General features: G+C 73.7%; 10 protein-coding genes. 3 read left to right on the top strand and 7 right to left on the bottom strand.

Translation table 11 applies throughout. From position 1 onward, the window contains the following. Positions 1-7: 7 nt before the first annotated feature. The 5 genes from AC27IY_RS22970 to AC27IY_RS22990 form a co-directional block, all read right to left on the bottom strand. Positions 8-754, bottom strand: coding sequence for a sulfite exporter TauE/SafE family protein (locus AC27IY_RS22970; protein WP_487179127.1), 747 nt, complete (start codon positions 752-754; stop codon positions 8-10). Next, the gene (locus AC27IY_RS22975) at positions 751-2,499 is read right to left on the bottom strand and encodes a gamma-glutamyltransferase family protein (protein WP_487179199.1); all 1,749 of its coding nucleotides are present in this window, start codon (positions 2,497-2,499) and stop codon (positions 751-753) included. Before AC27IY_RS22975 ends, AC27IY_RS22970 begins: the two co-directional genes overlap by 4 nt. Before the next feature lie 103 nt (positions 2,500-2,602). After that, a complete protein-coding gene (locus AC27IY_RS22980; RefSeq protein WP_364450991.1) occupies positions 2,603-3,280 on the bottom strand; it encodes a GntR family transcriptional regulator in 678 nt (225 codons plus the stop codon). A 25-nt stretch (positions 3,281-3,305) separates the two neighbouring features. Beyond that, positions 3,306-4,073 (bottom strand): hypothetical protein, encoded by a 768-nt coding sequence (locus AC27IY_RS22985; RefSeq protein ID WP_487179128.1) that lies wholly within the window; start codon positions 4,071-4,073, stop codon positions 3,306-3,308. 151 nt (positions 4,074-4,224) lie between these two features. Further along, positions 4,225-8,802, bottom strand: a complete 4,578-nt coding sequence (locus tag AC27IY_RS22990) for an ATP-dependent helicase (RefSeq protein WP_487179200.1) — start codon at positions 8,800-8,802, stop codon at positions 4,225-4,227. Positions 8,803-8,918: 116 nt separating this feature from the next. On the opposite strand from AC27IY_RS22990, the gene AC27IY_RS22995 reads away from it, so the two are divergent. Continuing rightward, entirely contained in the window at positions 8,919-9,407 is a 489-nt protein-coding gene (locus tag AC27IY_RS22995) for a VOC family protein (RefSeq protein WP_344204977.1), read from the top strand. 212 nt (positions 9,408-9,619) lie between these two features. Here AC27IY_RS22995 and AC27IY_RS23000 read toward each other — a convergent pair whose 3' ends face one another. Then, entirely contained in the window at positions 9,620-9,814 is a 195-nt protein-coding gene (locus AC27IY_RS23000; RefSeq protein ID WP_329583084.1) for a hypothetical protein, read from the bottom strand. Positions 9,815-9,858: 44 nt separating this feature from the next. Here AC27IY_RS23000 and AC27IY_RS23005 point away from each other — a divergent pair, with 44 nt between their 5' ends. Further along, the gene (locus AC27IY_RS23005) at positions 9,859-10,053 is read left to right on the top strand and encodes a DUF3046 domain-containing protein (protein ID WP_026214037.1); all 195 of its coding nucleotides are present in this window, start codon (positions 9,859-9,861) and stop codon (positions 10,051-10,053) included. A 6-nt stretch (positions 10,054-10,059) separates the two neighbouring features. Here AC27IY_RS23005 and AC27IY_RS23010 read toward each other — a convergent pair whose 3' ends face one another. Beyond that, the gene (locus tag AC27IY_RS23010) at positions 10,060-10,341 is read right to left on the bottom strand and encodes a hypothetical protein (RefSeq protein ID WP_487179129.1); all 282 of its coding nucleotides are present in this window, start codon (positions 10,339-10,341) and stop codon (positions 10,060-10,062) included. Between the two features lie 279 nt (positions 10,342-10,620). Between AC27IY_RS23010 and recA the strand changes: the two genes are divergently transcribed. Further along, positions 10,621-11,712, top strand: coding sequence for a recombinase RecA (gene recA, locus AC27IY_RS23015; RefSeq protein ID WP_344204974.1), 1,092 nt, complete (start codon positions 10,621-10,623; stop codon positions 11,710-11,712). Positions 11,713-12,621: the final 909 nt, after the last annotated feature.

Consider the following 12,621-nt stretch of genomic DNA (forward strand, 5'->3'; position numbering starts at 1 on the left):
CAGGCTTTCACTGGAGTGCGAGCGCCACGGCCACACCGAGGCCGAAGACGACCACCACGCCACGCAGGACCTTCGCCGACAGCAGTCTGGCCACGCGGGTGCCGAGGAAGCCACCCGCGAGGCTGGCCGGCGCGATCACCGCGACCGCCCCCCACCGCACGTCCGCGAAGAGCGAGAACGCCACCGCCGACACCGAGGTGATCACCAGCGCCAGCACGGCCCGTACGGCGTTGACCCGGTGCAGGCCGTCGTGCAGGAACAGCCCGAGCACGGCCAGCAGCAGCACGCCCATGCCGCCGTTGAAGTACGCGCCGTAGCACCCGCCGAGGAACACCCCGGCGTACACCCGGCGGCTCGGCGGTCCGTCGGCCGCGCCGCCGAGACGGGCGCGCAGCCACGGCTGGGCCAGCAGCGCGAGGCTGGCGAGACCCACCAGCCACGGCACGATCGACTCGAACACCCGGCCGGGCGTGACCAGCAGCAGCGCGCTGCCCGCCACCGCGCCCGTGACCGCCGTCGCCCCGAGCGTCACCACTCTGCGCCGCTGCCCGCGCAGCTCGGCCCGGTAGCCCAGGGCGCCGCCGAGATAGCCGGGCCACAGCGCCACCGCGTTGGTCACGGACGCGGTCAGGCCCGGATACCCCAACGCCAGCAGGGCGGGGAACGAGACGAGCGTGCCGCCGCCGGCCAGCGCGTTCACCACCCCGGCCAGCAGGCCGGACGCCGCCAGGAAGAGCAGCTCCGCCGGGCTCATCGGCCCGCGGCGTAGCCCTGGGCGCCACGCGGGTTGGCGGCGGCCTTGAGGAAGCCGCCGTCACGGGCCACCGCGCTGAGCCGGCCCAGCGACCACGGCCCCTGCACCTCGACCTCGTGCCCGCGCCGCCGCAGCTCGGCCACCACGCCGGCCTCAAGCCGCTCCTCCACGTGCAGCACGCCCGGCCGGGCGCCGCGCGGGAAGAACGAGCTGGGGAAGTGCTCGGTGTGGAACATGGGGGCGTCGATGGCCTCCTGCAGGTTGAGGCCGCCGTGGACGAGCGCCAGGAAGAAGTTCACGCTCCACTGGTCCTGCTGGTCGCCGCCCGGCGTGCCGAACGCCAGCCACGGCCGTCCGTCCTTGAGCGCGAACGACGGCGACAGCGTGGTGCGCGGGCGCGCCCCCGGCCGCAGCGACGAGGGCAGCCCCTCCTGCAGCCAGAACATCTGGGCCCGCGTGCCCAGGCAGAAGCCCAGCGCCGGGATGGTGGGGGAGCTCTGCAGCCAGCCGCCGCTCGGCGTGGCCGAGACCATGTTGCCCCAGCGGTCGACGACGTCCACGTGGCAGGTGTCGCCGCGGACCTGGCCGTCGGGCAGCGTCCGCTCCAGCCCGGCCGTGTCCACGGTGGGCTCGCCCACGCCCTCCGTGACCGGCACCCTGGCCCCGGGCAGGACGGGCAGCCGGGGCTCGCGGCCGCCGGGGGAGCCGGGCAGCAGGTCCAGGCTCGCCCGGGGACCGATCAGCGCGCGCCGGGCGGCGTTGTAGGCCGGGTCGAGCAGGTCGGCGAGCGGCACGTCGGCGTCGCCGTACCAGGCCTCGCGGTCGGCGAAGGCGAGCTTGGCGGCCTCGGTCACCGTGTGGACGTAGTCGGCGCTCAGGTAGCCCATCGCGTCCAGGTCCACGCCGTCGAGCAGGGCGAGCTGCTGCAGGAACACCGGGCCCTGGCCCCACGGGCCGGTCTTGTACACCGTGTGACCCCGGTAGTCGAAGCTGACCGGCTCCTCGGTCGTGGCGCTCCAGCCCGCGAGATCGTCGCCGGTCAGCAGGCCGCCGTGCACCTCTCCGGAGCTGTCGCGCCAGGCGGTCGTGGCGCTGAAGTCGGCGATCGCCTCGGCGACGAAGCCCTCGTACCAGGCGTGGCGGGCGGCGGCGAGCTGGCCCTCGCGGGTGCCGGAGGCGGCCTCGGCCTCGGCGACGACCCGCCGGTAGGTGGCCGCGAGCACGGGGTTGGCCAGCCGCGAGCCCGGCTCGGGCACCCGGCCGCCGGGCAGCCAGGTGGCCGCCGAGGTGGGCCAGTCGGCCGTGAACAGGTCCTCGACCGCGGTGATCGTGGCCGAGACGCGCTCCAGCACGGGGACGCCGTGCTCGGCGTAGTGGATGGCGGGCGCGAGCACGTCGGCCAGCCGCCAGGTGCCCCACCGCTCCAGCAGGAGCATCCACCCGCCGAACGCCCCGGGAACGGTGGCGGCGAGCAGGCCGGTGCCGGGGACGACGTCCAGGCCCAGCTCGCGGAAGCGCTCGATGGTCGCGGCGGCCGGGGCCACGCCCTGCCCGCACACGACGTGCGTCCGCTGCTCGGCCTCGCTCCACAGCAGGATGGGCACCTCGCCGCCGGGGCCGTTCAGGTGCGGCTCGGCGACCTGCAGCACGAAACCGGCGGCCACGGCCGCGTCGAAGGCGTTCCCGCCCCGCTCCAGGACGCTCATGCCGGCGGCCGAGGCCAGCCAGTGGGTGCCCGCGACCATGCCGAAGTCGCCCGTCAGCTCGGGCCTGGTGGTGAACAACGTCTCTCCTTCTTCCCGCTCCCCGGCCGGCGGCTCGGAGACTGTATACGACAGGGCCGGCGTCTCAATCGTTCGGGTGCTTGGCCGTCCGGCCGATCGCGGACAGGAACGAGCGCCGGGCGGCGGCCACGTGCGCGACCGCCCTGGCCTGCGCCTCGTCCTCGTCGCCCGCCACGATCGCCTCGCACAGCCCGAGGTGCTCGGTCCAGGAGTGCGGCCCGCGCACCGACGCCGTACGGCTGAAGACCCACTGCGCCCGCTGCAACATCGGCGTCATCATCAGGTGCAGGTAGGCGTTGCCCGCCGCCTCGCCCACGGCCAGGTGGAAGGCGGTGTTGAGGTCGGCCACCCGCTCCACCTGGCCGTTCTCGACGGCGTCCTTGGCCTGCTCCAGCACCGCGCGCAGCCGCCGCGCCGACTCCGGCGTGCGCTTGCGCGCGGCCAGCCGCGCCGCCAGCCCTTCTACGGCCATCCGTACGTCGAAGAGCTCCTCGCCCTCCTCCGCGGACAGGCGCGCGACCGTGGCCCCGAGACGGGGGACGACCTCGACGAACCCCTCGGCGGCCAGCACCCGGATGGACTCGCGGACCGGGTTGCGCGACACGCCGAGCGCGGCGGCCAGCCGGTCCTCGACCAGCCGTTCGCCCTGGGCCAGCTCGCCGGACAGGATGCGGCGCCGCAGCTCCGCGGTGACCTCGTCACGCAAGGTCCGATGGGCCGCGCCCAGCGTCAGATCGGTCATATCGGGCTTATCGTATACAAGATTTTCAGCCGTCCTGATCTGGCTCCCGCTTCCTGGACACCTCCCACAGGCGCTCGAACTCCGCCGTGAAGTGCTCGAACCAGAACAGGTCGCGGCGGCGCGTCACCGCGAAGACCGGATCGCGGCCCGCCGTGCTGTGCGTGCCCAGCTCCACGTACGCGACGCCGTGGTCGTCCGCCGGATCCAGCAGCACCACCCCGAACGCGGGCACGAACGGCACGAACCGCACCTCGATCGCCCCCTCCAGCCCCTCCAGCAGGTGAAGCGTGGAGGTGACCCGGTGCTCGAAGACCTCGCCGCGCCCGGCGATCGTGCTGCGCCGCGCCGCCTCCTCGGGCACCCCGCCGGACGGGTCGATGAGCAGCACCTTGACCGTCGCGCCCCGCTCCAGCGCCTTGCGCAGCTCCTCGACGTGCCCCCGCACCGTGCGGCTCAGCGTCACCCCCGCCAGACGCAGGTCACGCGCCCGCCCCACCTGCTCGGCGAGCCCCTTCCGCTCGGCGGTCAGGAACGTGTCGCCGGCGAGCCTGGCCTCGACCAGGCGGTTGAGCTCGGCGACCCGCGCCTCCAGGTCGGCCACCTGATGGCGGGGGCCGAGCGCGTTGACCGCGACGAGGGCGAGCGTGGCCAGCGTCGCCGCGCCCACCACCTTGGCGTCCACGACGTCGAAGACGCCGAGCACGCCCACCGCCAGCGCGATCAGCGCCGTGAGGTAGATCTCCAGGTTCTTGCCGGTGAGGAGGTCGGCCCGTAAACGGCGGAAGGAACTCATCCGGCTATTGTGATCGCTTCCCCGCCCTGCGGCGGAGGCTCGGCCTGCGGCGGAGGCTCGGCCTGCGGCGGAGACCCGCCCTGCGGCGGAGGCCCGGCCCGCCGGGGATCCCCGGCCCGCCGCGGATCCCCGGCCTGCCGCGGAGCTTCGGTCAGGCGCGCAGGCGAAGGCCACGCGGCGTGGGATGGAACCCGGCCGCCTCCAGGGCCGCCGCCAGTGGCGACTCCCCGATCGAGGCCCCGTCGGCGCGCTCGACGGTGAGCTTGCCGAGCGCGCCGTCGCGTACGGCGAGGGCCAGGGCGTCCACGGCCGGCTGCAGCCGCTCGTCGTCGGCGAACGACAGCAGGGTCTTGCCGCCGCGCTCCACATAGAGGACGAGATGCCCGTCCACCAGCACCACCAGCGCGCCCGCCTTACGGCCCGGCTTGTGACCGGCGTCGCCGGGACGCTGCGGCCACGACAGCGCGGCGCCGTACGGATTGGCCGGATCAGCCGCCGCCAACACCACAGCCCGCCTAGCACCTTCCCGCCCGCCCCCGGACCCGAACCCAGCGCCCCCCGGGCCTGGGTCGAGGGGTGGGGCGCCGGCGGCCGTCGGGGCGATGCCGGGCGCCATGGCGCGCATCCGGTCCACCGCCCCCGGCAGCGCGAACTGCGCACCCCCGAGCCCTTCGACGAAGTAGCCCCGCCGGCACCGCCCGCTCTCCTCGTACGCCCGCAACACCTGGTAGACCGGCGTGAACCCGCCCGGCAGCCGCTCCGAGGTGACCGCCCCCCGCGTCACCACCCCGTGCCGTTCGAGCAGCGCCTCGGCCTGGGCCTGGGCCCGCTGGGTGGCGTCGGCCGCGGGCGCGGGCAGCAGCCACCACCGCCCCGCCACCGTCGGCGGCCCGCTGCGCGTGGGCAGCACCGCCCGCCGCCGCCGGGTCGTCGCCGGCCGGTGCGCGGGCCGCCCGGTGCCGAGCGTGGCCCGCAGCGGCGCCAGCGTGTCGCCGGAGATCCGCCCCGACCACACGAGGTCCCACAGAGCCGACACCAGCGTCTGGTCGTCCTGCGAGCCGAGCTGGTCGGAGATGCCGCGGAAGAACAGCGCGCCCCCGCCGCCCAGCAGCTCCAGCACCCGCTCGTGCACCGCCGTCATCGTGATCTCGGCGGGCTCGGGCAGCAGCAGCGGCGCGGTGTCGGCGAAGTAGAGCGACACCCAGCCGTCGCCGCCGGGCAGCGACCCCTGCCCCACCCACATCACCTCGCCGGACGAGGTCAGCTCGTCCAGCAACGACGGGTGGTAGCCGGGCACCCGGGCGGGCAGCACCAGGCTCTCCAGCGCCGACGCGGGCACGGCCGCCCCCTGGAGCTGCTCGATCGCCCGGACCAGCGCGTCCATGGCTCGCGCCGTCGCGCCGCCCCGCCGGTCACCGCCCGCCCTCGGCCCGTCGGCGGAGGCGCCCGTGATGCCGTGCCAGGCCGGCAGGAACAGGGCGAGCGTCTCCGGCGCGACCGGCTCCACCTCCTTGCGCAGCCGGGCCAGCGACCGCCGCCGCAACATCCGCAGCACTCCGGCGTCGCACCACTCCTCGCCCCGCCCGCCGGGCCGGAACTCCCCGCTGACCACCCGCCCGGACCCGGCCAGCCGCCGCAGGGCGTCGGTCACCACGGCCACGCCGAGCCCGAACCTGGCGGCGGCGGTGCCGGCGTGGAACGGGCCGCGGGTGCGGGCGTGCCGCGCCACCAGGTCGGCCAGCGGATCTGGCACCGGCTCCAGGAACACGTGCGGCACCCCCACCGGCAGCGGCACGCCCAGCGCGTCACGCAGCCGGCCGGCGTCCTCGACGGCCGCCCACTGCTCCTCGCCCGCGACGCGCACCCGGATGGCCCGCCGCGCCCGCTCCAGCTCCTCCAGCCAGGCCGGATCGCCGCCGCGTACGCTGACGTCGGGCGCCAGCAGCGGCCCGTGCGAGCGCAGCAGGTCGGCGAGGTCCTCGGCGTCGCGCAGCGGCCGGTCGAGCCGGGCCAGCTCGCGCTCGGCGTCGGAGATGACGTCGGGATCGAGCAGCTCACGCAGGTCGGCCTGGCCCAGCAGCTCCGCCAGCAGGGACGTGTCCAGGGCCAGCGCCTGCGCCCGCCGCTCGGCCAGCGGCGCGTCGCCCTCGTACATGAACGCGCCCACGTAGTGGAACAGCAGCGACGCCGCGAACGGCGAGGCCTGCGAGGTCTCCACCTCCACCACCCGCACCCGGCGGGCGGCGATGTCGCGCATGAGCCGCACCAGCCCCGGCACGTCGAACACGTCCTGCAGGCACTCGCGCATCGTCTCCAGCACGATCGGGAACGAGGCGTACTGCGAGGCCACCCCCAGCAGGTGGGCCGCCCGCTGCCGCTGCTGCCACAGCGGGCTGCGCCGCCCCGGCGTGCGGCGCGGCAGCAGCAGCGCCCGCCCCGCGCACTCGCGGAAGCGGGAGGCGAACAGCGCCGAGCCGCCCAGCTCCTCGGTGACGATCTGCTCGATCTCGTCGGCGTCGAAGGCCGCCACGTCGGCCGGCGGCTCGGCCAGCGTGTCGGGGACGCGCAGCACGATGCCGTCGTCGGAATGGAGCGCCTGCACGTCGACGCCGTAGCGCTCGCGCAGCCGCCGGTTGATCGCCAGCGCCCACGGCGCGTGCACCCGCGCGCCGTAGGGCGAGTGGATCACTATCCGCCAGTCGCCCAGCTCGTCGTGGAACCGCTCGACCAGCAGCGTGCGGTCGTCGGGCACGTAGCCGGTGGCCTGGCGCTGCTCCTCCAGGTAGGAGAGGAGGTTGCCCGCGGCGAAGTCGTCGAGCCCGGCCGCCCGCAGCCGTTCGGCCGCGCCGCCCTTGGCCTGCTCGCGCAGGAACTCCCCGATGGCCCGCCCCAGCTCGGCCGGCCGCCCCGGCGCGTCGCCGTGCCAGAACGGCAGCTTGCCCGGCTGCCCAGGCGCGGGGGAGACCAGCACCCGGTCGGCCGTGATGTCCTCGATCCGCCACGAGGTCGCGCCCAGCACGAACACGTCGCCCACGCGCGACTCGTAGACCATCTCCTCGTCCAGCTCGCCGACCCGGGAGGCCCGCTCGCCCACCAGGAACACGCCGAACAGGCCGCGGTCGGGGATCGTGCCGCCGTTGGTGACGGCGAGCCGCTGCGCGCCCGGCCGGCCCTGGAGGGTGCCGGTGACGCGGTCCCAGACGACGCGCGGGCGCAGCTCGGCGAACTCCTCGCTCGGGTAGCGGCCGGCCAGCATGTCGAGCGTGGCCTCCAGCGCGGTGCGCGGCAGCGTGGCGTAGGGCGCGGCCCGCTTGACCACCGACTCCAGCTCGTCGACCGTCCACTCGTCCATCGCCGTCATGGCCACGATCTGCTGGGCCAGCACGTCGAGCGGGTTGCGCGGATAACGCATCTCCTCGATGTGGCCGGCTTGCATGCGCTCGGCCACCACGGCGGTCTGCACCAGGTCGCCGCGGTATTTCGGGAAGATCACGCCCTTGGACACCGCGCCGACCTGGTGCCCGGCCCGGCCGATGCGCTGCAGGCCGCTCGCCACGCTCGGCGGCGCCTCCACGCACGCCACGAGATCGACCGAGCCCATGTCGATGCCCAGCTCCAGGCTGGAGGTGGCGACCACGGCGGGCAGCCGGCCCGACTTCAGCGCCTCCTCGATCTGCGCCCGCTCCTCCTTCGACACCGAGCCGTGGTGGGCGCGTACGACCTCCGTGACGACGCCCTTGGTGCCGCCCGCCTGCGCCATGACCTCGGCCGGGGTGCGCCGCGGCAGGTCGGACGGCGTCTCCCAGATCGACAGGTCGACGGCCTCCATGCCCTGGGAACGTTCGTAGGCCAGCTCGTTGAGCCGCGAGCACAGCCGCTCGGCCAGCCGACGGGAGTTGGCGAACACGATCGTCGAGCTGTGGGCCTCGATGAGCTCGAACAACCGGTCCTCGACGTGCGGCCAGATCGACCTGCCCCGCGGCTCCTCGCCGTCGCCGCCCTCCTCGGGGCCGGCGGCGGTCTCGGTCATGTCCTCGACCGGGACCACGACCTCGACCTCGATCCGCTTGTCGGCGGGCGGCTGCACCACCGTGGCCGGCCGCGCCCCGCCCAGGAACGCCGCCACCTCGCTCACCGGCCGCACCGTCGCCGACAGGCCGATGCGCTGCGCCGGCCGCTCCAGCAGCACGTCCAGCCGCTCCAGCGTGAGCGCCAGGTGGGCGCCGCGCTTGGTGGCGGCGACCGCGTGCACCTCGTCCACGATGACCGTCTCGACCCCGCGCAGCGCCTCCCGCGCCTGGCTGGTGAGCAGCAGGAACAGCGACTCCGGCGTGGTGATGAGGATGTCGGACGGCTTGGCCGCGAACCTCCTGCGGTCCTCCGCGGGCGTGTCGCCCGAGCGGATCGCCACCGAGATCTCCGGCACCGGCAGCCCGAGCCGCCGCGCCGTCTGCTTCAGCCCGGCCAGCGGCGCGCGCAGGTTGCGCTCGACGTCGACGGCGAGGGCCTTGAGCGGCGAGACGTAAAGGACCCGCGTGCCCCCGCCCGCCCCCGGATCACGGGGCTGCGCGGCCAGCCGGTCGAGCGACCACAGGAACGCCGCCAGCGTCTTGCCCGACCCCGTGGGCGCGACGACCAGCGTGTTGTCGCCGCGCGCGATCGACTCCCACGCCCCCTCCTGGGCGGCCGTGGGCGCCTCGAACGCCCCCGTGAACCACTGCTGGGTCATCGGGCTGAACTGGGCTAGCGTGCTCACCAGCCCATATTGCCTCGCGCCACCGACAGAAAACGCATTGTGCGGACGGCGGGTGGTTGAGCGGGCCTCCTGGCGGACATACAGCGACCGTGACCATTGACCACGCGGCCATCGAAGCCCGCCGTGCCGAGATCAGGCGCCGTCACGTGTTAGCGCGCCGGCCGTCGAGCAGCGCCCGTGGCCTGCACCATGTCGCCCTGCTCTCGTCGGACGTGGAGCGGACCGTCCAGTTCTACCAGGATCTGCTGGAGTTCCCGCTCACCGAGATCATCGAGAACCGCGACTACAAGGGCTCCAGCCACTTCTTCTTCGACATCGGCAACGGCAACCTGCTCGCCTTCTTCGACTTCCCCGGCCTCGACCTCGGTCCTTACCAGGAGGTGCTGGGAGGGCTCCACCACATCGCGATCTCCGTGGACCCGGCCACGTGGGAGCGCCTGCGCGGGAAACTGGAGATGGCCGGCGTGCCGCACCAGATCGAGAGCGGCGCCTCCATTTACTTCAAGGACCCCGACGGCGCGCGGCTGGAGCTGCTCGCCGACCATCTCGGTGAGATGTACGGCGCGCGGGTGCTGTGACCCCGCACGTGTCTGTCACCCGCACCCTCGGCACCCGCTCCGACGCGCATCCGCCTGACCGCCCGCTTGGAGCGTCAGCCGTCCGCCTGAGGGTCTGCTCGGGGCGCCGACCATCTGCCTTGCGTCTGGTCGGACCCTGTTCATCCTGCTGAGCGGCGGCTCTGGAGGGTCAGCCGTCTGGCTGAGCGGCGGCTCGGGGTGCGGTCGGGCGGCTAGCGCCGCGAGGGCCGGCGCGTGCGCGGCTTGCCCGCCCGTGGCGCCTGCCTGATGCCGGCGTGCCGCTCCGCGCGCTCCGCCTTCTCCTTCTTGACGGCGTCACGTAACGCCGACAGCAGCCGGCGGCGTCTGGCCCTGTTGGCCTTTGTCGTGGGTGTCTTCGGGGGTGAAGACTTGTGGGTCTTTGGCATGGGGATGTCCTACCCACCCCCTGGGCGCTTCCATACTTGGTGGCATGCGGCTTACGGAATTCTGGCGACGTATGAACGCGCACTTCGGCGAGGCGTACGCCGAGTCGTGGGCCCGCGACTACGTGATCGCCCCCTTGGGCGGGCGCACCGTGATGCAGGCCCTGGCCGACGGCGAGAGCGCCAAGACGGTCTGGCGGGCGGTGTGCCAGGTCGAGGACGTCTCGTCCAAGCTCCGCTGACGCCGCTCACTCCTGGCCCTGGGGGGTGGCGTCCAGGGTCTGCCGGAGCGCGTCCGCCGTACGGCCGAGGTCGTCCGCGTCGCCCTGACCTTTCGGCGACCACAGGAACACCCAGCCGCCGGACGACGGGGTGGCGAAGACGAGCGTCTGGCGGCCCGTACGCGGATGCCACGCCCACAGCACCGGCTCGTCGCCGCCGACCATGCGGCTCACCAGTCCGTGGTCCGGCAGCAGCTCCGCGAGAGCCTGCAGATGGGCGCGTCGTTCACCGGTGTAGCCGCTCGCCACGTCACCGCCTCCAACCGTCGCCCCCTCCAGTGAGTCTCCCCAGCTCACCGCGCATGACAACACGCCGTCGCGAACGGTCGTGAACATCATCAGGGGCCCGCTCCCGCCGTGCTCCGGGTAACCTTCCGGCTCCCGTGTGTTCCTGCTGTGATCGAACAGCCGTTCGGCTACCATGGAGAACGCCGGGCCACGTCTTCCCCGGCAGTCGCAGAAAATGTCGGTGGCAGGCCGTAGCTTTCACTCGACTGATCGGACCACGACCCTCCAGGGGGAGTTCCCATGGCAATCAACGACCGCGAGAAGGCCCTCGAGACCGCACTCGCTCAGATCGAGCGGCAGTTCGGCAAGGGCTCTGTGATGCGCCTGGGCGACGACGCCCGAGCTCCCATCGAGGTGATCCCCACCGGGTCGATCTCCCTCGACGTGGCGCTCGGCATCGGCGGCCTCCCGCGCGGCCGCATCGTCGAGATCTACGGTCCGGAGTCGTCCGGCAAGACCACGATCGCGCTGCACGCGGTCGCCAACGCCCAGCGGGCCGGGGGCATCGCGGCGTTCATCGACGCCGAGCACGCCCTAGACCCCGAATACGCCAAGAAGCTGGGGGTCGACACCGACGCCCTGCTGGTCTCCCAGCCCGACACCGGTGAGCAGGCGCTGGAGATCGCCGACATGCTGATCCGGTCCGGCGCCGTCGACATCATCGTCATCGACTCGGTGGCCGCCCTGGTGCCCAAGGCCGAGATCGAGGGCGAGATGGGCGACAGCCACGTCGGCCTCCAGGCCCGCCTCATGTCGCAGGCCCTGCGCAAGGTCGCCGGCGCGCTCAACAGCACCGGCACCACCGCCATCTTCATCAACCAGCTGCGCGAGAAGATCGGCGTCATGTTCGGCAGCCCCGAGACCACGACCGGTGGCAAGGCGCTCAAGTTCTACGCCTCGGTGCGCATGGACATCCGCCGCATCGAGACGCTCAAGGACGGCACGGAGGCGGTCGGCAACCGCACCCGGGTCAAGGTCGTCAAGAACAAGATGGCCCCGCCCTTCCGGGTCGCCGACTTCGACATCCTCTACGGGGTGGGCATCTCCCGCGAGGGCGGCCTGATCGACATGGGCGTGGAGCACGGCTTCGTGCGCAAGTCGGGAGCCTGGTACACCTACGAGGGCGACCAGCTCGGCCAGGGCAAGGAGAACGCCCGCAACTTCCTGCGCAACCACCCCGACATGGCCAACGAGATCGAGAAGAAGATCAAGGACAAGCTGGGCGTGGGCCCGCGCCTCGATGCCCCGGCCGAGCCCGTCGCCGCTCCGGCTCCGGCGCCTGCCACCTCGGGCCGCGGCTCGAAGTCCACTCCGAAGCCGGGTGACGTCTGATCGTCGCCCATGAGTGACACGCCTTGGCCACAGGCGCCCCGGCCGCGGGGCGCCTGGCCCGACCACCCCTGCACCACTGGGGCCTGACCCGTGACTGACTCACCGACCCCTCCTCGTTCCCGTTCCGGTTCCCGGGCCAGTTCCGGTTCCAGTTCCCGTGACCTGGCCCGCTCCGCCGCGGACGGCTGGCCCTCCGTGGAGGAGTGGCGCGCCCAACGCCTCGCCCAACGCGCCTCGGACCCCTCCCACGACCCCGGCGAGGAGCAGCCCGAGCCCTCCACCGACACCATCTCCGGCCCGGTGGACCCGGAGAACGCCGCCTACGCCCCCGACGACCAGCACACTCCCCGCCGGAAAACCCCCGCAGCCAGCGCCAAAGCCACCAAGCCCCGCCGCCGCACCAAGCGACGCCCCCGCGAGGACGAAGACCGCACCTCCACCCCCCACACCGACGACCCCACACCCCCGACCCCGGCCGAGGGCTGGTCGTCCGCCACCCCCACCGAGGGATGGTCGCCCTCCGCCCCTGCCGAGGGCTGGTCACCCGCTACCCCGACCGAGACCTGGTCGCCCTCTGCCCCCGCCGAGGACCGGTCACCAGCCACCCCAACCGGGGCCTGGTCGTCCGCCTCCCCCACTGAGGGCCGGTCACCCGCTACCCCGACCGAGACCTGGTCGTCCGCCACTCCCACCGAGGGCCGGTCACCCGCTACCTCCACCGGGGCCTGGTCACCGTCGGTCCCCGCTGGGGCCTGGTCATCAACCCTCGCGGACGAACCACACTCGTCCGCCTCCTTCAGGGACCGTGCGGCGGCCGCCGCCACGTCCTTCTTCGGTGACGCTTCAAGCCACAATCCCGGCGAAGCCTCAAACACCCACCCCTTCTTCGCCAACACACCAGCAGCACCT

Source organism: Nonomuraea sp. B208, assembly GCF_057536035.1.